The following is a 21767-nucleotide window of genomic DNA, read 5'->3' on the forward strand; positions in this document are numbered from 1 at the left end:
TTCTTGTAAAAAACTCTACCATCTATATTCCATAGTTGTAAATAAAAAGCTGCCCCAAATGTCATTTCTGACCTGGGGCAGCATGTTGGTGCGATGATTCCAGAACAATAAGCGGATGCTAATCAAAGAAACTCCAACATACCTGATAAAATCATCGGCTGAATACCCGATAAACTAGTTGGCCGGCGTGAATTTGATCCAGTCATAGTACGCGCGTACCGGCGAACCCGGGTAATTGAATGTTCCGGTCCATATCTCAGCCGGTCCCGATCCTGACCACAGATTAACCATGATATGGCCCGGACTCGTCGGAAGCGCCCCGCGGGAGCCATTCTCCGTATGAACCAGTTGGCCGTCTACGTACCACTTGATGGACGAGGGTGACCATTCGAACGCATAATTATGGAAATCGAGCGACGCATCAAACCCTAAATTGATGATGGTGCTGTGCTGGCCTACGCCATTGGTAAAATAATTCGTTTCCATCTTCGTGGTGTCCTTCCCCAGGATTTCAATATCGATTTCGTCATTGGACGTGCCTGTGGCTTGACCGGAATACGTAAAGAGGCTCGTCACCAAGCCCGTTCCCTTAGCCGCTTTGATACGCGCTTCAACCCGGCCATAGCCGTACTTCAGATGTGTCGCATATTCACCGGAAGCGTAGGATTTGCCCGAGCAGCTCGCAGGGCATCCCGCATTGTCAAGCCGTAAAGCCATAATTCCGTTAGAGAACTCCTGGTTTGCCGCCTTCCAGCCCACCCCGAAATCCGGGCCATTCGCCCATCCATCGGAAGTATAAAACAGATTAGGGTTCGTCCCGTTCAGCGGCTCATTAAATGCAACGTCGGCAGCCGACGCTTGAATCGGTACCAACAATCCGCATAACAAGCTGCCAGCCATAAGCATTGTCGTCATTTTCTTTCTGAACACACTTAGCTTTTTCATGAATAACACCTCTTTCTTGAAATGTAATAAACGGAAAAAAGCTCGAAGATCCCGTGCTGCTCATCCCCCTGACCGCTCAATCCCTCCCTTCATCTCATAGCCGTGTGACCACCAAGAATCGTTGATCCATTCTATCCTACATGCAAATCACTTGGAAATCTTAGCCATTTCAAGGATAAAACGACACTATTTAACGGCCCTTGCTGCCTATCCAAGCGAAAAAGACTGCAACAGGTCTCACGCTTCCCTGTCACAGTCTTGTTATGCATACCCTTTCCTACTCAACTAAACTACATTGGCACCGGCACGCGCTGCTGCCGATACGAGGTAGGCGATATGCGGTAATACTTAGCGAATGCTCTCGAAAACGTGTGGAGGTTGGAATATCCCAGCGAAAAAGCAGCCTCCGTCACGGACACATCGGTTTCGGTCAGCAGCACCGCTGCCCGCTCCATCCGCAGCTTCATTAAATAATGACTCGGACTGATGCCATACGCCCGAATAAATTCACAATACAGATGCGTCCGGTGTACGCCAGCATACTCGACAACATCCGTGACCGTGATCCCCTCCATGTAATGGGAATCCATATAATGAACGCTTTGCTCGAGCCAGTTCGATTTACTCCCTCTTTTGACCGTGGCGGCAGCCAGCAGTTCAAACAGCTGATATAACCATTTCTGTCGTCCAAATTCGTTGCCAATGGTATCGTCATCCACACACCCGAATATTTGATTCAACACCGCCTGCAGCTCCCCCTTCATCACGGCAAACATAAAGGGCTGGCCCGGATGTAACCCGATCCGGCTCAATGCACTGTCAGTTAATTCTCCATCCAGGACGACCCACTGCGTACGCAGCGACGGCTCCGAATGGCGATTCGGTTCCCAGTAACTGAACCTCGTATGAGGAAACAGGCAAAAGACGTCCCCTTCCGACAAAGTGACCTCCTCATCCCCGTAAGCCAGTGAGATCTTTCCGCTTAGAACAAAATGCAGCGAATAGTTTTCGGATACTTTGGGGCCCACGTAATAATGGGGTTTCGCCATGCTGCGGCCTGTACGGAGAATCCAGATTCCTCCCTTTCTTTCCATATCCGACGGTATGCAGTACTTCATTTCGGCATACTCAAAGGCAAACTCCTTCACATGATATCCCTCCCTCACAAAAAAAGAATGTTTCCAGCTACCGTGGAACCCTGGCATGTTACGCCTGCCTTCATCAGGTAAAAAAACAACAAAAAGACACAGCCCCATGACTGTGCCTCCAGTGTTCTGGTCGACAAACCTTCCGTATGTTATCTAGATTGATGTTGCCCTGCGTGAGACGCAGGCTCCTCAGCTTTACACGTTCCCAATCGACACCGGATTGTCCTTATAGCTGATCCAGTCGCTCCAGCTGCCTGCATACAGCTTCACCTTACGGTATCCGGCTTCCTGCAAAGCCAGCACGTTCGGGCACGCGGACAGCCCGGAGCCGCAATACACAATCACTTCATCCTCGGGAGATATTCCGGCAAAACGTTCCCGCTGCCGCTCTGCTCCCTTCCATGTCCCGTCCTCATCCATCCCGTCCTTCCAAAAGGCGTGCACCGCTCCCGGAATATGTCCGGCCACCGGATCCAGCGGCGCCGTTTCTCCCGTGAACTGCTTCCAGTCCCTTGAATCGAGCAGGGTCACGCCGGCTGCGCCAAGCTTTGCCCTCACCTCGTTCACATCAGCCAGCCAATCCTCCTGGACACTTGCCTGGAATACACGCGGAGTTACCTCGCTCTTCTTCGATGTAAGCGGATATCCGGCTGACTTCCAGCTTGCGAATCCTCCATCCAATATATATGCCGACCCATGGCCCAGGTATTTCAAAATCCACCATAACCGCGCCCCTTCCGGGCGAAGGTCATCGTCATAGACAACAACGGGCGTACTCGCATCGATCCCGAACTTGCCGAGTCGCCGGGCCAGCTCCTCCAGATGCGGTAAGGGACTCCGGCCGCCGTGCTCGCCTGGAGGATCCATCAGATCCTTTTTCAAATCAACGAATACGGCACCGGGAACATGCTCACGCTGGTAAGCCTCAAAGCCGTAACCCGGATCGCCCGGGCTGAATCGGACATCCGCAATGACAAGCTGACCCGGATTCGACTGCAGCTGTTCCAGCACCCATTCCTTGCTTACGATATTACTTGACATGAGTTCCACGTCCCTTCTGATTTCAAGCCGCTGATTAAATCCTAAATTCCAAATCCGCTTCCGTCTTTACATCATAAATCGCAGAGTAGATGTCGTTCTGAATCTTCAGGAGGCTGGCATCCTCCCGCTTGCGCGGACGCTCATGAGGAACGTCGAAAATATGGTGAATGCGCCCGGGGCGCGGGGACAGCAGGACGACCCGGTCTGCGAGAAAGACGGCTTCGGATACGTCATGGGTCACAAACACCACCGTCTTCTTCTCCTCCTGCCATATGCGGAGCAGATCCTGCTGAAGCTGAAGCCGGGTAAGATGGTCCACCGCGCCGAACGGCTCGTCCATCAGGAGGATGTTCGGACTGCTCACGAGCGCCCTTGCGATCCCTGCGCGCTGCCGCATGCCTCCCGACAGATGATGGGGATATTTCGAGCCGAATCCCTGCAGACCGACCATATTCAGATATTTGTCTACGAGCGTTTGCCGCTCCGTCTTTTTCATGCCGCCCAGCTCCAGCCCGAGACCCACGTTCTGTGAAATCGTCCGCCATGGGTACAGGGATGCATCCTGAAATACAACCCCCGAGCTCCGGGTGGGTCCCTTAACCTTCGCGCCATCCAGCAAAATCTCGCCTTCCGTCGGGAGCTGCAACCCCGCCAGCAGTTCGAGCAGCGTGCTTTTCCCGCAGCCGCTCGGCCCAAGGATGCACAGGAATTCGCCGTCCCGGACCTGCAAATTTATATGTTGAAGCGTGATCGTAGGAAGATCGCCGTCATAGACCTTCGAGACATTTTCAACCGTAAAGCCGGACATAGGAACGCCTCCTGTCACACTTTATTTTTTCGGAATAAACCTGAGGTCCAGGATGTCCTCCACCTTATAGATCTCATCCTGGAAGCCCAGCTCCTTCTGAATCTGCTGGGTATCATTCAACGCGTTGATGTCCACGTCCGGATTGTTCTCCCACAGCACCTCTTCGCGCTCCAGCGCCAGATCCAGCACCACGGGATCGATCTCGATATTGTTCAGATAGTAAGTCTTAAACTCGTCCGGATGGCTCTTCGCATATTCCTGAGATTTGAAATAAGCCCGCAGCAGCTTCTCGACCAATTCCGGTTTCTCTTCCAGAATACCGTCGCGCGCCGCCAGCACCCCGGTGTGGAAGGTCGGCAGGTAATCCCAGCCTGTAGCGATGATATGGCCTTTTCCCTGTTTCTCCGCGAGAGAAGCGAACGGTTCATGAATGATGGTGGCGTCGACCTGTCCGGTTTCCAGACTCGCGTAAGCCGCCTGATGCGTGCTGTTGGCAATGAAGGTCACATCGTCCGGACTCAATCCGTGCTCCTTCAGGATGACCTGCGTATATACCTCCAGGCCGCTGCCGAACACGGCGATGCCCACCTTCTTGCCCTTCAGGTCTTCCACCTTCTGGATCTCCGGCGAGGCGATCAGGTAGAACGGCCCCTTGGTCCGGAACATGGAGGAGACGATTTTGACGGGAGCGCCCTTGCCCGCAGCCACAATCGCCGTCGTCGTGGCCACGTCGACCACGTCAATGTCCTTGCTGGTCAGACCGGCTATCGGATCCTTGGTGGTGATAAATTCGACGTCGAGTCCTTCCTCCTCAAAGAATCCCTTCTCCGCCCCGAAGGACACCGCCAGTCCACTGACCCCGCTAAGCGGCGCGTACCGGATCTTCTCCAGCTTGGCGCCTGCCGCGCTCTCTCCGTCCCCGGCGGACGGTGCCGCTCCCTTGCCGTTATCTTGACCGCTTGCGCAGCCGGCCGTCATGGCGATCAGCCATATCGCCGCAAGCGCTATAAGGTATGGACGTATTCCTCTTCTGTTCATATGGATCTCTCCCCCTGTAAGTGAAGCTTTTTCTGATGAACTATGATGATTTCCATTTCAAAAACACATTGCGTTCCAACAAATCGATGAATGAAATAATAAGTACGGATACCACGGTAACCAGCGCTACGATAGCAAAGGCCTGCGCGGTATTATACAGCGATGTCGCCTTCACGAGAATATTCCCAAGGCCATCCTTCGACGCCAGCATCTCCCCGAACAGAGCCCCGACCAGTCCGGTTGCAGCCGATAAACGCAGACCCGCAAAAATGGTTGGCGAAGCCGATGGCAAAATCACTTTCATGATGGTCTGGTACCGCGTGGCCTCGAAAACTTGGGCGACCTTCAGATGGTTGTCCGCCGTCTGTTTAATTCCGGTCATCGTATTGACCGTGATCGTAAAGAAACAGAACAGGAACACAATCGATATTTTATGCGTGACCCCGATCCCGAGCCAAAGCGCAAGCAGCGGCACAATCGTGACTTTCGGAATCGCCATCAGCGCCGAGAGATACGGCCGGAAGAACTGCTCCGCCCAAGGGATCAGCACCAGAGCCATGCCGACGGCCAAACCGCCAAGGGCGGCAATGCCGTAGCCCGCAACGAATTCGCCCAGGGTGACATACAGATGCTTCCAGATCTCCCCGTCACCGAACAGTTTGAACAGCTCTAGGAATACCTGGGAAGGTGCGGGCAGGTACAGGCTGCTGACGGTTTCCGTACGAACCAGAAGCTCGCAGATGCCCAGTATAATCAGCAGCAAAACCGCCTGCCCCGCCCAGATGCCGCGGAATTTCTTGGCTTTCCTCGTTCCCATCAGGCTCACCCCTTCGCAATCAGATCATAGCGGTTCCCCGGGCGGCTCAGTCCCAAATGCTCCCGGAAGGTGCTGCCTTCATATTCGGTACGGAACAAGCCCCGACGCTGAAGCTCGGGGACAACCAACTCCAGGAACAAATCCAGTCCACCCGGCATATAAGGCGGGCACACATTGAATCCGTCTGCAGCTTCATCCCGGAACCACTCTTCGATGATATCCGCCACCTGCTGCGTGCTGCCGACCACGAGCAGATGCCCGCGGACCGTGACGGTGAAGAAATAGAACAGGTCCCTGATCGTAATATCTTCTCGTCCGTTGGCCCCTCTGGCCAAGCCGGCCCAGTGCAGCGCGGTTTCCGAAGCGGATAGGTCAGGCAGCGGATCCTCCAGCGAATATCCCCTCAGGTCGATTCCGATCTTATCGGACAGCGGTCCCAGGTCGTAATCCGTAACGACCAGCTCATTCAGCTCCGCATATTTGGCCCGTGCTTCTTCCTCCGTCCGGCCCACGATCGGAACCAGCCCGGGGAGGACCTTCAAATCCGAAGCTTCCCTTCCATACTCCGGCAGGCGGCCTTTCACTTCCTTGTAAAATTTCACGGCGACTTCTTTCACGTTCGTTCCGGTGAAGACCATATCGGAATATTGGGCCGCCAGCATTTGGCTGCGCAGGGAGGTTCCTGCCGTGATCAGCGGAAGCTGCCCCTGTATCGGGCGCAGAATGTTCAGCGGACCGGCGACGGAGAAGTGCTCGCCGACATGGTTCAGGGCGTGCACCTTGCTGCCATCTGCGAACATGCCGCTTGCCTTGTCACGCGGAAGGGAGTCATCCTCCCAGGTGTCCCACAGTCCGCTGACAATTTCGATGAATTCCTCGGCATAGTCGTACCGCTTGGCGTTATCCCAATGCTTCTCCCGGCTGAAATTCAGAGCAGCCCGCGTATCGGAGCCTGTTACGACATTCCATGAAGCCCGGCCCCGGCTGAGATGATCCAGCGATGCCGTGAAGCGTGCGATGTTGTAAGGCTCGGCATAGGTGGTGTTCACCGTGCCGATCAAACCGATTTTATCCGTTGCCGCTGCCAGGTAGGACAGCATGGTGAACGGCTCCAGCCGCGTCATTTGGGAAGGGAATAAATGCTGCATATCCGCGCTCGTGGCCAATCGGTCCCCCAGGAAAAAGAAATCGAACTTGGCCTTCTCAAGCTTCTGGGCGACCTCCTTCAGGAACTGGGGATCGTAAGCCCCGTCCGTCTTGCCTTCGGGCAGTCTCCAGCCCGCTGGATGATAGCCTGTCCCGAATAAAAACAATCCAAGATGCAATTGACGACGTTTTGAACTCATGGTTGTGTCACCTTCCTGATCCATATTAGTTATAGTTGATATCGTGCTGTATGGGTATGTCACCTATATATCCGCTTTATCCGCGGAGTTCCTCCGTTAAGCGGTCGATCTCCTGCAGTTCTTCCTCTGTCAGCCGCTCATCCGAATGCTTCAATGTTTCCGCGATATGCTCGGGCTTGGATGCCCCGACAATGGCTGACGTGATGCCCGGGCGGCTGAGCACCCAGTTCAGGGCGAACTGCGGAAGCGTCCATCCCCGCTGCTCGGCCAGCGGCCGGATCCCTTCCACAATGGAGAGCGCATGCCGCTGGTTCAGCAGCAATTGCAATCGCTGTTCACCTGCAGCCAGGCGCGAGTCCGATGGGGGAGCTTCGCCCGCCCGGTACTTCCCGGACAATATGCCCCGGCCGAGCGGGCTGTACACGATAACCCCAACCTCCTCGGACTGGGCAAAGGGAATTAATTCGCGTTCGATATCCCTCGTAATGAGGCTGTATTCCGGCTGCACGCTCTCGAATCGACGAAGGCCATGCAGCGCACTGATGCCATGAGCTTTAGCCAGCTGCCAAGCCGCGTAGTTCGAGCAGCCGATATAGCGGATTTTGCCCTGACGCACAAGATCCGTAAGTGCCTCAAGCGTCTCGTCCAGCGGGGTAAACTCATCAAACCGGTGCACTTGATAAAGATCGATATAATCCGTCTGGAGCCGAGCAAGGCTGTTCTCCAGCGCGCGATAAATATGATAGCGGCTTTGGCCTTGGTCATTGATGCCGGGTCCGATCCGGTTATGCAGCTTCGTAGCCAAGAGAATATCCTGTCTTCGCCCCTTCAGCAGCCTGCCCAAAATTTCTTCCGATTCCCCTAGCTGGTTTACGTTCCCGTTATCCATGCCCGTACCGTACACGTCAGCTGTATCGATCAGATTGATTCCGGAAGCAAGCGCCTGATCCAATACGGCGGCCGAAGCCCTCTCATCGATCCAGCGCCCGAACGCCATCGTCCCGAGACTCACCTCCGACACTTGAACTCCCGTTCTGCCTAGTGCTCTATACTTCATACATTGCAGCCTCCTCGTAAGATTCATAAAAAACAGCCGAAGACACACCTCGGATCACAAGTTGATCCAAGGATGCATCTCCGGCTGTCCGGTAGAATGTGCATCAATTCTATTATTTCCGATGTGTTAAGTAGGATTATAGCACCGTCTAATTTTGTCGTCAATTATTTTTAATGTTGGGTTTCCGGCCGGATGAGACCGAGATGGTCCCGTAACGTTCTGCCTGTATAGTCCTCGCGAAACAGCCCGCGCTGCTGAAGCAGCGGGACTACGCGCTCCACAAACTGTTCGAGCCCGCTCGGAAGCAAAGGGGCCATAATGTTGAATCCGTCGCAAGCCCCGCTTCGAAACCAATCCTCGATCCGATCGGCAATCTGCTGCGGGGTTCCGATCATCGTCATGTGACCTCTGGAGACCGCGTAATGCCTGCCAAGCTCCAGAATGCTCATGCCCGATTTCGCAGCCATATCCATAATCATGATCGCCCGGCTGCTGTTCCCTTCCCTCGGCAGATCAGGCAGCGGACCGTCTACCGGATATCCGGTCAAATCCGCATTTAGCAATTGAGATACATATTTCACCCCTGCTTCCGGCACGATGAGCTCGCTGAACGTCCGGTGATACGCCAAAGCTTCGGCTTCGCTCTCTCCGAGGAAGATCAGCAGGCCCGGCAGTACCTTCACTTCTTCCCCTTCCCGTCCATACTCCTTGAGCAAGTCCTTAAACTCGCGGTAATACCTTATCGCATCTTCTTTACTCTCACAGGCCGTGAACACAACATCGGCTGTTTGGGCTGCCAGTCTTCTTCCCGCTTCCGAGGTTCCAGCTTCAATGATAACGGGCCTGCCTTGCGGAGATCTGGGCATGTTCAACGGACCCTCCACCCTGAAAAACGCTCCTTCATGATGTACCCGATGAATCCGGGTCGTATCCGCAAAGACAGCTCTCTGCCGATCCAACACAAGGGCATCGTCCTCCCAGCTGTCCCAACAACCCGTCACAGCCTGTAGAAAATCCTCCGCCCGTTCATACCGCTTCCCGTGCTCCATTAATACAGCCGAGCCGAAATTGCGTGCCTCTGCATCCTTCGTAGAGGTCACCACATTCCATGCGGCTCTGCCGCCGCTGATATGATCCAGAGTGGAGAGGCGCCTTGCCAAAGCGTAGGGCTCGTTGAATGTGGTAGATGCCGTGCCGGCTAATCCAACATACTCCGTAACGCCAGCCAGACTGCTGAGCATGGTCAGCGCTTCAGGCTGCAGAAAGCTGACATTCGTCTGCAAATCCTCGATCAACGGAATCGAGTTGTTGTCCGCAAGGAATACCATATCGAATTTCCCGCGTTCGGCTGCTTGAGCGCAGCGCTTATAGAAATCGTGATCCACGGCTCCGACCCCCGCCGAATCGGGATGCCGCCAAGCGGCGATATGATGGCCGTAATTCATTAGAAAAGCACCCAAACTTAATTGGCGTTGCTCCGCTCCCATCTGTATACTCCCCTTCGCTTTAACTCTACTGAACGCTTTTTATCTCTATAGATACTTACGTTCAACCAGGTTCTCTACGTAATCACCGACATACTTCATATCATCAAGACGGGATTGAACTTCCTTCTCCCATGTCCCGGCATCCCGTAATGAAGCAAGCGTAACCTGGCTGCCATACCACGACTCCACCTCGTCCCGCCGGATGGTGAAGGCTTGGTCTTCAAAGACGAAGATCAGCTTCTGCAAATTATCAATCATGGCAAAATTCGCAGTGGAATTATAAACCAGCAGCTGCTTCAGCTTCTCCTCTTGCAGATCACCAGCCCTGGCCTGGAATCGGAGCTCGGCCGTCAATTCCTCCGGGTACAGCTGAAATGTGCGCCCGATGTCACGCATCGGAAGCGAAGCATTCAAATTGATCAGGTTCCCGGCATTCCCCATATACGGGCTGGCGAAGCCTAACGAATTCCGGATATCATGAGTTAACGGATCATTCTGCGCCGCTTCATATTGAACGGCCTGTTCGTTGGCCCTGGGCTTGATGAATCCCTCTAATGCAGCCATACCTGCTATTCCGACAAGCAGGAGTGCAACAATCAGCCAATTTTTTCTGCTCATGGTTCATTCACCTCAAGTCGAAGGGTTAGTTTACAAGCTTTTTGGACAAGCAGCGGAATGATGACCGACGTCATCGGGATGGCATATCGCATGACGGTCACGTAGAACGAATAGGGCCCATCGATCCGCAGCTCTCGCCCAAACCATAGATCACTGCCGTATTGAATTACGAAAGTGTACATGGATACAACTACGATAAATATCGACCACAGCCACCATGCCCCTTTGCTCCATTTGGCCAATTTGCCTGCGTTGATGACAGCTGTCTGCTTCTCATACCGTTTCAGATGCCGTGACATGGAAAGATACACCGCTCCGGTTAAGACAACGACGCACAGCAGGAGGGTGTTCACCCCTATACCGCTTGGCAAAAATCGGGCCGGAATGGTGACGATCCACGCCAACAAGGAATAAATAAGCGCGCTCTGAACAAGGTCATACCGGAAACGGTAGCTGTAAACTTTTTGATTATCGTCAATGAGGGCCTCGATATCTTCGATGTTATCGATCGCCAGACTGATGGCCGATTGATATTCCATGCCGTTCTCCATATAATCCGTAACCCGCGCCTCCAAATTGCTGAGAACCTCATTCTTCAGCTCTACCACTTCCTTGGTTTTGCGTTGATTCGCAAATAGACGGTCCACAAAGATCTCTAAGTCATGCCTGTTGGTCATTGATCCGTCAGCTCCTTTCCGTTCCCGATCAGAACATCGATAATCTCGCGCGCAGCCTTCCATTCCTCCTGATTTTGCAGCAAGCGTCCCTGTCCCTCCTGGCTGAGGTTATAATATTTGCGCCTTCCGCCCTGGGTTTCTTCTCCCCAATAGGAACGGATGAATCCCTGCTTCTCCAACCTTCTCAGACTGGAATATAATGTAGGCTCCTTCAGCTCAAATCGATTCCCGCTTCGTAGCGAGATTTCTTTAATGATCTGATAGCCGTAATTATCCCCGTCCGATAACACGCGCAGAATAAAGGTATCAATATTGCCACGTATCAAATCACTGTTATGTAAGGATTCAATCAAATACCCGGACCTCCTTAACGGAATGGAATGGGTATAATATAACGCATATTACTATGCATGTCAAAGTAATATTCCACACATATATTGATCCTTCATCGATTGACGGTTTACAAGCACTACTATATAATTCTTGAAAGTTCTTCCTATTATAAATAGAATCCCCTACATATGATATGGGGTTCCAATCCCTTCATTATTGTATTTAGTACGTGCAGGAGGAGACGGTTTTGCTTCATAAATACATTCGACGACTGAAATACTATATTCTCCGGACTCTCCGCATGCAAAATAGCGATCATCGAATTGCGCTCGGTTTTGCCGTAGGCTTCTTCCCTTGCTGGTATCCAACCTTCGGCATTGATCTGCTGCTGGCTCCGCTGCTCGCTCGTATGGTTCGCGGGAATATCCCCTCCGCCTTCCTTGCAGCTTCGGCAGGCTCCGTCTTGTGGCCAATCCTGTTCTATTTAAACTATAGAATCGGAGTATTTGTGCATCTGTTCACCACATTTCCCAAATCCTTTGAAATCGAAGATGCCCTCACGGTTCCTGTCCCTGAGACGGATTATATCGTTGAGACGGACCATTTCGGCAGATTAGGCGATATGGGCGTCAACTTTCTTGTCGGTGCCCTCATCAACAGTGTCCTGTCTACATTAATACTCTATATTTTGCTGCGCATCTTGCTTTCCGTTTACCGCAGACCCTTGCTTCATAAAATCAAAGAATCCATTCGAAGAGGAAAATTGAAGTCTTAATTAGTAGTCACACAGAAAAGCGCCAGGAACCCCCTTCCTAGGCGCTTATTCATTTTCAGAACCAAGCTGCATAGTCCCTCCCTGCCTTATCCCAACTCCCTACTTTCTCTGGTCAATTTCTCTGGAAAATTCGGTATAAATTGCTAAAAGTACGGCATTCTAAAGAGGATGAGCCTTTACTACATATCGGCAAAGGAGGGGAGAACGAAAGTGAAATCGAAAGCGCAGCACGTACTGCTTGACCCTGTTAAAGAACGGCTTGCGAATTGCGAGGATGTCATCTATCAATCCTTACGTGTCCATGGATCAACGTGCACCGTCATCTACATTGAATCCATTGTGGATATCAGCACCCTGCACGAACATATCGTTAAACCGCTGATTAAGGAAGCCGCGTTGATTCAGCATAATTTTAACGACTTCATTGACCGTATGGATCGTGGAGATATCCTGTCGGTTCCATTTCATCGCTCTTCCTCGGCGGAGTATATTGCCAATATGATTGTCGAAGGCACAGCGGTAGTGGTTGTGGAGCAGTTGGCAGAGGCTTATTTATTTGACATCGCGTTGTATCAGAAACGGGCGGTTTCGGAATCTCAGAATGAGCTCGTGGTGAACGGGCCGCAAGAAGCTTTTATCGAAGACATTGGCACGAATTTGTCGCTGCTCCGGCACAAAATCAAGCATACGGACCTCAAAACCGTGCGTTATCAGATTGGTGACTATTCCAAGACCTCCGTATATATGGTGTATGTCGACGGCTTATGCAAACCCGAAGTTGTCGCTCAAGTAGACCGGCAGTTGAATAGCATATCCATTGATGGCATCTTCGGGATCAGCACCTTGTCCGAGCAGATGAAGGAAGGTGTGAAATCCCCGTTTCCGCAGTTTCAATACACAGAGCGACCGGATTCCGTAGCCGCTTCTCTGCTTGAAGGCAGGGTCGGCATTATGCAGGATGGAACGCCGTCGGCACTGATCGTGCCAGTCACTCTATTTTCCCTGCTGCAGTCGTCCGAGGATTATTATCACAGCTTCTTCTCCTCCAGCTGGATCCGGATTGTCCGGTTCGTGTTCGCCATTATTTCATTACTGATGCCTTCGCTATATGTGGCGATCACGACATTTCAGCCATCCATCATACCCACCGATCTGCTGATCACCATTGCGGCATCGCGTGAGAATATCCCGTTCTCCGCTTTAACGGAGGCACTGATCATGGAACTGACCTTTGAAGCGCTGCGGGAAGCCGGAACCCGGATCCCGAAGCCCGTCGGGCAGACGATATCCATTATCGGCGCCATCGTCATTGGACAGGCCGCGGTGGAAGCGGGAATCGTATCCAACCCAATGGTCATCGTGGTATCGATAACCGGTATCGCTTCTTACATCATTCCGCACTTTGAGCTCGGGCTTGCGTTCCGCTTGCTGCGCTTCCCCATACTCATACTCGGAGGGACGCTGGGTCTAATCGGCGTGTTTGCTGCCGCCTTCCTTGTGTATGGCCATATGGCTTCCCTAAAGTCATTCAAGACGCCTTATCTGCAGCCGGTTGCTCCGCTTATATTATCGGAATGGAAGGATACCTTCCTGCGGGCGCCGTCCATGCTGATGAAGAATAGGCCTAAAACCTATGCATCATCCAACAATATAAGGAGACGAAAGCCATAATGCCTCTACTCAAATGGTTTAACTTGTTCAAATTGGTGCTTCCCCTGACTCTGTTAACGGGTTGCGGTTTCACGATGACCAAGGTTGAAATCAATGAGCAAACCTTTGTATTTGCCATGTATGTAAATAAAGGTCAGCAAAAAGACACCGTGGAAGTTACGATCAGTGCCCCCCTTCCAAATCGGCTTACATCTGGAAGCCAAGCAGGCGCCCAAGGTGGTGGTGACCCGTATGCCATGGTAACCAAGACCTCCAGTACCGTGCAGGATGCCCTGCACCTGATTCAACGGGATCTTTCCAGACGTTTTGACTTCAGTCACACCAAGGTCGTAATCGTTGGCAAAAGCTTCGCGGAGGCGGGATTAGAAGAGCTTACGGACTGGCTTCAGCGAGAACCGACAACCAACCTGAATATTTATTTAATGGTTGCACCCGGAGACGCCAAAAAAGTCGCGGAGCTGACGCCGGTCTTTGAGCAGATGCCCTCGGAGGTACTCACCCGATTTGCAGACCAGCACAACATGATCGTGACGAACCTGAAGGATTGCCTCTATGCCGAATCGGCCAATCAAGGCTATGCCTTGAACTATTTGTCAGCAGGCTTGAAGCCTATGGTGGCCGACCAAGAGAAACTGGAACCCTGGGCAGGGATTCAGGGCACGGCGCTTTTCCGTCATCATAAACTCGTTGCCACACTCCCGATGAAGGAGTCGCTTGCCGTCAGTTGGGGAGTAAACGAGGTAAAAGGTCCTATGTATACTGTTCATTGGAGTAATGGCGAGAAAGCAAGCGTGTTTGTCATCACATCAAGATCCAATAAGTCCGTACGCATGGTTTCGGGTCATCCGGTGTTCACAGTAAAGCTAAGCGGAACGGGCGATGTCATATACAAACCAAAGCAAAGGCAGTTTGATACCCTTCATGTGAAAGAGCTGATCGAGCGTGAGCTCAATGATCAAATCGCCGGTCATTTAAGAAAAGCTCTTCATACATCGCAGCGAGTAGGAGCAGACATCCTGCAGCTTGGCATGCTGGTGGATTGGAACTATCCGGATCATTGGCACAAGGTTCGTGCCAACTGGCCCGATTATTACAAAAACGAAGTGGAGATCCAGGTTGTTACCGACATTAAGATTCGAAACTTCGGATCCATACTCAAAATGAATCCGAAATAAGGAGGTTTTGCCCATGCTCGCTCTTCTGTTCCTCGTGTACTCCTTGGTGGAATGGTATATCGCGAAGAAAAAGGCAAAAGCACCTCGTGAAAAATGGACGGTTCTCCTGCTGATCCTTGCGTTTACCGTCTGGAATTTATTCGCCTTGTTTTCTCACGAGTGGCTGACCCCCAACCATCTGATTATGCTGCTGTTCGGTTGGCTTGATAACCTATAACAAAAACATCTATCGGCGTACTTTCACAGAGGACTATAATCTATGACGGAAAGGATGTACGAACCCAACATGCGCAATACTCCCTGGCAGCTGTTTCGTTTCGGATTTGTCTATCTTAACGCCATACCTACTGGATTTCTGATCAGTCCCCTATTGTGGAACTCTGCTTACTTAGGATGGGCTGCGATTCTGGGCGGCTATGTGATGAGTTTAATCTTCCTGTGGTTTATGGTAAAGCTCGCGCTGTGGGATCCTCAGAAACCCTGGATCGATTTCGGCAGTAAACTTGTCAGCAAATGGATTCATATCCCGGTCGTCGCTTTGGTATTTTTCTGGTCGATCAATTACATAGGGATGGATATCGAAAGCTTCACTTTATTCTTCGACACCAATTACATGCGTGAATCTCCTCAATGGTTCGTGCTCCTGATCGTGGGTTTGGTCGTTATGATTACCGCCAGATGGGGTATGGAGACGATGATTTATATGTCCGACGGGCTGTTTCTCGTCATTGTCATTGCGATCGTGTCCATGAATTTGTTTTTCTTCAAGGAAGCCCATTTTGATATGATGATCGCGCTGGTCAGGCATCACAATTATGAGTCGGCCGTTAAGGACGCCCTGTTCTGTCTTTCATTCTTCGCGGAATGGCTCGTCTTCCTCTTTCTTGCTCCCTATATCCAATTTGATCGAAAATCCTTTCGAAACCTCGCCGCCTCAGGGATATTGGTGACTATAGGCATATTTCTCCAATGGGCTTCAGCTTTACTAAATTTCGGCCCTTATCTAGGGCGGGAGATGCAATATCCACTCGTTGAATTGATGCGCGCAGCCAGTGGCTTCCTCGGCAACTCCGATCCGCTTATCATTGGATTATGGAGCAGTTCGATGTTCTTCCACAGCGCCTTTCTCATCCACGTAAGTGTAAGATGTCTTGCCAAATTGCTTCACCTGAAGCAAATGGATGGGCCGCTGATCGCCATTATTGGGGGAACTGCTATCGTCATTGCATACCAGTATTCGCAAAATCCGATCCTTTTTCTCCAGGACTTTAATTCTTTCGGGATGGCGATCTTCTTTATTCTTATGGAGTTCATCCCTGTTTTCTATTGGATTGTCTCCTTGTTCCGTAAACGCAAACCCAAGCATAAACAAAAACCTAAAGCGAATCATAAATCCGCTTGAATCTGAAACTGTATCGATATCGAATTGAAAAAACGAATAAGAGAGCGGCATTTGCAGCTCCCTTAGCTTCTGGAACAATCACCTTTTATACTGATATTATAGCCTTCTCCTTCGCGAGGTAAGTATGATAAACCTCTGAAGTTAATACTTTCTTATCTTGTCAAAAAATCAACATTTTATGTAAGCGCTTCCTACAAAAAGGTTCTTTTATTGTAAGCAATTGGCATATTATATAGTACAGTAGACCAGCTGGCAAGGGTGGCAGCAGGAGGTGATAGGCATGGGCGTGAATGAAGCTTTGGCTTTAATGATATCGTTCGCCACTCTGGTCGTTTCGATCCTTGCCTTCCATAATAAGAAATAGACCCGTCCCTTGTACAGATGAATCTATTTCTTACGTCTGGTTGCAAGCAAATATCCACCTTGCAGGTGATGATCTGCTGTGCGAGGAGTCGGCGGCAACCGGCTCCTTTTGTAATACACAAAAATATCCTATTCTGATTTTCGCGGAATTATGACTCGGCGGTGGTGAATTAAGTATTCAGGATTGGCTTTACCTCGGCTATAATTTTCTCGATCTGTTTGGAGCTTTCCTCATACATTTTCTTGGCCTTCTTGCTCTTTGTACTGAGACTGAACAACTCCAAATCCGCCTGACATTTCTTCAAATTCGCATAGAGCAGTTTTCGCTCCTCATTTTGCGGAACCTGAATCTGATCATCATACAAATCGACGGTCAGCTGTCCATAAGTGTCTACCTGGGCAAGATATACATCCTTGATCTTGGCGCCCTGCTTGTCCAGTTCTTCTACCAGCCATCCCTGATTGAAGCCCATAACGCGCAGCGGTTCATCCATGACTTTACCATCCATGACCACAACCTGTGCAACTTTTTCCGGCGCTACCTGGATACCAAGATCTTTAGGGGTTAAAGGCAGATTCTCACGCGTCTGCAGCACATTAATCTCTCCGCTTGACTCCATGATGGCAAATTCCACGTCAGCGACCTGAAACACGTCTTTTTTCCGCAGCTGCTCCATTAACTCATCGGCAGACAGTCTTTCTTTCTTTAAATTGTCTTCTAATATCTTGCCATCTTTAATGAGCACGGTCGCCTTAAAATCGATAAAGTCCCTGACATTCTTGTTCTTGATTTGCAGGAATTCAATAATTAATGAACAGGCTACCCACACGCCCAGAGCTACTAATCCCAAATACCAGTTCGCATCAAGATCCAAGGAGATATAGGCCGCCAAGCTGCCGATCGTAATCCCCGTTAAATATTCAAAAAAAGATAGCTGCGAAACCTGCCGCTTGCCCAGCAGTTTTGTCATCAGAAACAACACGACCACAGCACATAAGGTTCTAAGTACAATTTCCAACCATTGGGCCACAATAAAACCTCCTCATTTAACTTGATAATCACTCTATAGATTATTGTCAAATATCCCTTTAGAAATCACACCATTATTTCCCAATCTATGCTTCATGCATGTTCTTCTGCAAAATGCGTACATTATTACGCATGAAAGGAGTGATAAAAACCAATGACCGTAGCATCCGACGTCAAAACATGTCTCTCATCCTTAAAAAGCGCTCAAGCCAGCCTTGAGCAATTTGCACTGTCCACGCAAGATCAAAATGCCAAGGATTTGTTCACGGCTGCAGCACAACAAACACAGCAAGTCGTGGACCAAGTGGCCCAGCGGGTTCAGCAGCTTGAACAGGAAGAGCCTCAGTATAAAGGTTTCTAACCATTTGTTTTTTGTTTGCTCCATAAACATCTAAGGCCCATGCATACCTCCTATCCCTCCTGATAGGAGGTTGTTTATATTGTGTTATTTATTATTGAGTTATCCTCCCCATCAGGGTAAAGTGTTAATAACGGAGACTGAATATAAGGGGGTAGATTCTATGAAGAATGGTAAGCGTCCTATCGATGTCATCACGTTCGGTGAATCGATGGGATTACTATATCCGGAAGGCACACGGGGCATAGGACAAGGAGGAAGCATGGCACAATCCTTCGGTGGTGCCGAAAGCAATCTCGCCATCGGGCTCTCCAGACTTGGCTGCAGCAGCGGATGGTTCGGTCAACTCGGCAACGATCCGATCGGAACCGGTATTTTGAAAACGCTTCGAGGAGAAGGTGTCGACATTTCCGCCGCCAGACAAACGGATGTTGCACCGACCGGTCTTATGCTGCGACAGAACGTTCGCGGTCAATCCTCCGTCTATTACTACCGCAAAGGCTCTGCTGCCAGTCAAATGACCCCGGACCATGTAGACTCCGAATACATAGCCAATGCCCGTATCCTTCATTTTACAGGCATCACCGCAGCTTTAAGCAGCAGCTGCCTGGAGACGATACGGCATGTCATTTCCGTATGCAAAGCGCATGGCGTCCTGATCAGCTTTGACCCTAACCTCAGGCTCAAGCTATGGAATATCGAAGAGGCTCGTCCTGTATTGCTGGAGCTTGCGGAAGCCTGTGATTATTTTCTTCCAGGTTATGATGAATGCAAGCTGCTGTTCGAAACAGAGGACGAGCAGGTGATCCTGGATCGTCTGCGACAGTTTCCCGCCATGTCCGTTATCAAAAGTTTCAATGGGAGCAATGTCATTGTCCACAAGAACCACACCTATTCCCTTCCTTTTGAGCAGGTGGATCAAGTGGTGGATACCGTAGGCGCAGGCGACGGCTTCTGTGCCGGTTTCCTTGCTGGCATCGCCAAAGGCTGGACACCCGAAGAGGCCCTCTCCTTGGGCGGCTTAACCGGATCTCTGGTGATCCAAGCGCCCGGTGATTGGGAAGCACTTCCGACCTGGGAAGAGGTACAACAGCGGCGCGGGAACGCTGCTCATATCGAACGTTAACTCCTGTTCTTTAAACGAGTCATCTTTTCTTTCGAATCCATTCATAGACGAGAAGGAGTGTGTAAACATGAAAAAGCTAAGACTGATCGAACAAATTCATCATGCAGGCGTCGTCGCTGTCCTTCGCGGGGATTCCCCCGAAGAGGTTGTCGAGATTGCCAAACATGCGATTGAAGGCGGTATCAAGGTTATCGAAGTAACCATGACTGTACCGTTCGCTACCGAAGCCATTACGACGCTGGCCAAAATGTACTCCTCCAAAGATCCGCAAGCGGATAACTATGCCATTATCGGCGCAGGCACGGTTCTGGATGCTGAAACAGCCAGAATCACCATTCTTGCCGGTGCCGAGTTTGTGGTCTCGCCCGGCTTCGACCGCGATACCATTTTGCTCAGCAATCGTTACCGCATCCCGGTTATGCCGGGTGCCGTAACCGTTCATGATATCGTCGCCGCTCTTGAGCTTGGCGTCGATGTCATTAAGCTCTTCCCGGGGAATTTGTACTCTCCATCCGTCATTCCATCCCTGAAGGGTCCGCTCCCGCAGGCCAACATCATGCCAACCGGGGGCGTGAATCTGGATAATCTGCATGAATGGATCAAGGCCGGCGCATTTGCGGTCGGGATCGGATCGGACCTAACCAAGGACGCACTGAAGAGCGGCGACTTCAATCTGATTACAGAAAAGGCACGCGCTTATATTAACGCCTTTAAGGAAGCCCAGGCGCAAAGATAAAAAATATGTACTGTTATGATATATGATTTTCTCTAAATATTTTTTAATAAACAGACAAGCCTATCAAGAGTCAATTCTTGATAGGCTTGTCTGTTTATTTAATCCTTCTTTTTTTGAACCAACGCTTTTGAGTGAACATTCCCGTCGTAAACCCGCCTGCTACGATCGTCAGAACAGAATACATGAAGGTGCTTCCCGATAGCAGGATGCCTCCGAACCCGATGATAAACGCATCCATCAGCAAAATAATGACGCCTACATTTAATGGCAAATATTTAGCCAGGAAATGCGCCAACAGGTCCGTTCCGCCCGTGCTTGCATTGTTTCTTAGCATAAATCCAAGTCCGGCTCCGATCAATGCCCCGCCCAGGGGCGCGCTAAGGATGACATTCGGGGAAAAAAATCGCAAAAAAACCTGCTGCAGCGGTGAAAGCAAATCGATGATAAATGAAGATATCAGCATGCCTGACAGACTATTGTAAAAGATTTCGCGATTTAATATCCAGGCTGCGATAAACATGGGAATGCTGCACAAAATGATGACGAATCCGATATGTAGATCAAATACATAGTTAGCAATCAGAGCAATGCCGATAACTCCACCATCCAAAACTTTATGCGGGACAAGAAAAAAATTGGTCCCCATCGCGATCAGAAAACTGCCGATCACGATAATGACATGTTTTCGAAATGACACCATTTCCCACATCTCCATTTATAAGGGCATGTCTCATTTATATGCTTGTCATTTCGAAAAATTGCGGACTTGCTGTCCCGCATTTAAAAAAAATCCCACCGTGATCGATTTGGATGCCTTGCGCTTTTAATCTTTTACATAAATCAAACGCTCGGTCCGTGCCATCACCTTGGTCTTCATATATGGATAGTTCTCATAACAATAATCCACAAAATAGCCCGGCTTCTCTCCGTTCCAAGGGAAAATATCATAGTGCATGGGAATTGTCAGATCGAATCCCGATGCTGCGGCAAGCTCCGCTGCCTCCCGGAAGCCCATATTTCCAACGATACCGTCTTTCCGGCGGAAGGCATCTCCCCCGTTAATCGGCACCATCCCGATATCAATCGCATGCGCTTGTAACCTTTCAACCAAACCAGGATAAACGACAGTATCTCCCGCATGGTAGATTAACACGCCCTGGATATCCACCAAATATCCGACATATCGGTGCCCAAACTGTTCATGCTCATCCAAGGTTTCATGGGCAGCCGGAATCGCCATCAGTCGGAAGCCCTCAAACTGCTGCCATTCATCGCACATCGCCGCGTACAAACGCTCTGGAGCGACACCAGCCTCTCTCATCGCTTCATGACAGAAAGCCGGTGCGACAAAAACTGTCTCCGGATTCTGTTTGGCTATGACCGCAATCGTCCCCAGATCCATATGATCGTCATGCTCATGGGTGATCAGCACCATGCTCGCATTCGTGATATGCTCCGGCTTCAGCGGTGCAGGAAATGCGCGCTTGAATCCCGCTTTGCGTTCCAGATCATCTGACATATAAGGGTCGATATAGATGACAACCTCCCCACCCTTAAGGACAACGCTCTCCTGTCCCAGAAACCATACCGCCGCCATCCCTTCGGCTGTGGACGTGCGGTTGATTTCTTCGATAAGCTGCTCTGGACTTCGACCCTTGCTGTTCTGTTCCATCATCTCTACTATTCTCCTTTCATTTTCTATCACGACTAGATTATAACATGAGGTCATCTGTAGAAATGACCCAACTGACAATGAAAAAAACGAGTCGGAAGTCAGCAAAAATGCTTACCCCAAACTCGCTTTGTCTTGTCTTAC

The 21767-nt window shown here is 50.6% G+C and carries 24 protein-coding genes; 9 read left to right on the forward strand and 15 right to left on the reverse strand.

Features of this window, described 5'->3' with window-relative positions:
- Positions 1-174: 174 nt before the first annotated feature.
- The 12 genes from bglS to PLA01S_RS27025 form a co-directional block, all read right to left on the reverse strand.
- The gene (bglS, locus tag PLA01S_RS26970; protein ID WP_127594867.1) at positions 175-945 is read right to left on the reverse strand and encodes a beta-glucanase; all 771 of its coding nucleotides are present in this window, start codon (positions 943-945) and stop codon (positions 175-177) included.
- Between the two features lie 290 nt (positions 946-1235).
- Positions 1236-2093 (reverse strand): AraC family transcriptional regulator, encoded by an 858-nt coding sequence (locus tag PLA01S_RS26975; RefSeq protein WP_127594869.1) that lies wholly within the window; start codon positions 2091-2093, stop codon positions 1236-1238.
- A gap of 195 nt (positions 2094-2288) precedes the next feature.
- Positions 2289-3134 (reverse strand): sulfurtransferase, encoded by an 846-nt coding sequence (locus PLA01S_RS26980; RefSeq protein WP_127594871.1) that lies wholly within the window; start codon positions 3132-3134, stop codon positions 2289-2291.
- Between the two features lie 34 nt (positions 3135-3168).
- On the reverse strand, positions 3169-3942 hold the full coding sequence (locus PLA01S_RS26985; protein WP_127594873.1) for an ABC transporter ATP-binding protein: 774 nt from the start codon (positions 3940-3942) through the stop codon (positions 3169-3171).
- Between the two features lie 21 nt (positions 3943-3963).
- Positions 3964-4980, reverse strand: a complete 1017-nt coding sequence (locus PLA01S_RS26990; protein WP_127594875.1) for an ABC transporter substrate-binding protein — start codon at positions 4978-4980, stop codon at positions 3964-3966.
- 40 nt (positions 4981-5020) lie between these two features.
- Complete coding sequence (locus tag PLA01S_RS26995; RefSeq protein ID WP_127594877.1) at positions 5021-5797, reverse strand: ABC transporter permease; 777 nt, start codon at positions 5795-5797, stop codon at positions 5021-5023.
- Positions 5798-5802: 5 nt separating this feature from the next.
- Positions 5803-7143, reverse strand: a complete 1341-nt coding sequence (locus PLA01S_RS27000; RefSeq protein ID WP_127594879.1) for an LLM class flavin-dependent oxidoreductase — start codon at positions 7141-7143, stop codon at positions 5803-5805.
- Positions 7144-7219: 76 nt separating this feature from the next.
- Complete coding sequence (locus PLA01S_RS27005; RefSeq protein ID WP_127594882.1) at positions 7220-8200, reverse strand: aldo/keto reductase; 981 nt, start codon at positions 8198-8200, stop codon at positions 7220-7222.
- Positions 8201-8370: 170 nt separating this feature from the next.
- Positions 8371-9687 (reverse strand): LLM class flavin-dependent oxidoreductase, encoded by a 1317-nt coding sequence (locus PLA01S_RS27010; RefSeq protein ID WP_127594884.1) that lies wholly within the window; start codon positions 9685-9687, stop codon positions 8371-8373.
- A 45-nt stretch (positions 9688-9732) separates the two neighbouring features.
- A complete protein-coding gene (locus PLA01S_RS27015; RefSeq protein ID WP_127594886.1) occupies positions 9733-10305 on the reverse strand; it encodes a DUF4825 domain-containing protein in 573 nt (190 codons plus the stop codon).
- Positions 10302-10982, reverse strand: a complete 681-nt coding sequence (locus PLA01S_RS27020) for a permease prefix domain 1-containing protein (RefSeq protein ID WP_100538893.1) — start codon at positions 10980-10982, stop codon at positions 10302-10304. Before PLA01S_RS27020 ends, PLA01S_RS27015 begins: the two co-directional genes overlap by 4 nt.
- Positions 10979-11335, reverse strand: coding sequence for a PadR family transcriptional regulator (locus PLA01S_RS27025; protein WP_100538894.1), 357 nt, complete (start codon positions 11333-11335; stop codon positions 10979-10981). The genes PLA01S_RS27020 and PLA01S_RS27025 overlap by 4 nt, the downstream gene beginning before the upstream one ends.
- A 227-nt stretch (positions 11336-11562) precedes the next feature.
- Here PLA01S_RS27025 and PLA01S_RS27030 point away from each other — a divergent pair, with 227 nt between their 5' ends.
- From PLA01S_RS27030 to PLA01S_RS33100, 6 genes are all read left to right on the forward strand, one after another.
- Positions 11563-12090 (forward strand): DUF2062 domain-containing protein, encoded by a 528-nt coding sequence (locus PLA01S_RS27030; RefSeq protein WP_127594888.1) that lies wholly within the window; start codon positions 11563-11565, stop codon positions 12088-12090.
- Positions 12091-12300: 210 nt separating this feature from the next.
- Positions 12301-13761 (forward strand): spore germination protein, encoded by a 1461-nt coding sequence (locus tag PLA01S_RS27035; protein ID WP_127594890.1) that lies wholly within the window; start codon positions 12301-12303, stop codon positions 13759-13761.
- Positions 13761-14936, forward strand: a complete 1176-nt coding sequence (locus PLA01S_RS27040) for a Ger(x)C family spore germination protein (protein WP_127594892.1) — start codon at positions 13761-13763, stop codon at positions 14934-14936. Before PLA01S_RS27035 ends, PLA01S_RS27040 begins: the two co-directional genes overlap by 1 nt.
- A gap of 13 nt (positions 14937-14949) precedes the next feature.
- Entirely contained in the window at positions 14950-15153 is a 204-nt protein-coding gene (locus PLA01S_RS27045) for a hypothetical protein (protein ID WP_127594894.1), read from the forward strand.
- Positions 15154-15222: 69 nt separating this feature from the next.
- Positions 15223-16338 (forward strand): GerAB/ArcD/ProY family transporter, encoded by a 1116-nt coding sequence (locus PLA01S_RS27050; RefSeq protein ID WP_127594896.1) that lies wholly within the window; start codon positions 15223-15225, stop codon positions 16336-16338.
- A gap of 280 nt (positions 16339-16618) precedes the next feature.
- Entirely contained in the window at positions 16619-16702 is an 84-nt protein-coding gene (locus tag PLA01S_RS33100; RefSeq protein WP_223260591.1) for a putative holin-like toxin, read from the forward strand.
- 169 nt (positions 16703-16871) lie between these two features.
- On the opposite strand, the gene PLA01S_RS27055 is transcribed toward PLA01S_RS33100, so the two are convergent.
- A complete protein-coding gene (locus PLA01S_RS27055) occupies positions 16872-17732 on the reverse strand; it encodes a DUF421 domain-containing protein (protein WP_127594898.1) in 861 nt (286 codons plus the stop codon).
- Positions 17733-17885: 153 nt separating this feature from the next.
- Between PLA01S_RS27055 and PLA01S_RS27060 the strand changes: the two genes are divergently transcribed.
- The 3 genes from PLA01S_RS27060 (at position 17886) to PLA01S_RS27070 (ending at position 19951) form a co-directional block, all read left to right on the forward strand.
- Positions 17886-18092 (forward strand): DUF1657 domain-containing protein, encoded by a 207-nt coding sequence (locus PLA01S_RS27060; protein WP_053491912.1) that lies wholly within the window; start codon positions 17886-17888, stop codon positions 18090-18092.
- Between the two features lie 160 nt (positions 18093-18252).
- Positions 18253-19215: a sugar kinase gene (locus PLA01S_RS27065; protein ID WP_127594900.1), complete on the forward strand. Its 963-nt coding sequence runs from the start codon at positions 18253-18255 to the stop codon at positions 19213-19215.
- A gap of 67 nt (positions 19216-19282) precedes the next feature.
- The gene (locus PLA01S_RS27070) at positions 19283-19951 is read left to right on the forward strand and encodes a bifunctional 2-keto-4-hydroxyglutarate aldolase/2-keto-3-deoxy-6-phosphogluconate aldolase (protein ID WP_127594902.1); all 669 of its coding nucleotides are present in this window, start codon (positions 19283-19285) and stop codon (positions 19949-19951) included.
- A 94-nt stretch (positions 19952-20045) separates the two neighbouring features.
- Here PLA01S_RS27070 and PLA01S_RS27075 read toward each other — a convergent pair whose 3' ends face one another.
- Both PLA01S_RS27075 and PLA01S_RS27080 read right to left on the reverse strand, forming a co-directional pair.
- Complete coding sequence (locus PLA01S_RS27075; RefSeq protein ID WP_127594904.1) at positions 20046-20651, reverse strand: YitT family protein; 606 nt, start codon at positions 20649-20651, stop codon at positions 20046-20048.
- A gap of 123 nt (positions 20652-20774) precedes the next feature.
- Positions 20775-21626 (reverse strand): MBL fold metallo-hydrolase, encoded by an 852-nt coding sequence (locus tag PLA01S_RS27080; RefSeq protein WP_127594906.1) that lies wholly within the window; start codon positions 21624-21626, stop codon positions 20775-20777.
- Positions 21627-21767 lie beyond the last annotated feature (141 nt).

This window comes from Paenibacillus lautus NBRC 15380, from assembly GCF_004000945.1.
Lineage (GTDB): Bacteria > Bacillota > Bacilli > Paenibacillales > Paenibacillaceae > Paenibacillus_AQ > Paenibacillus_AQ lautus.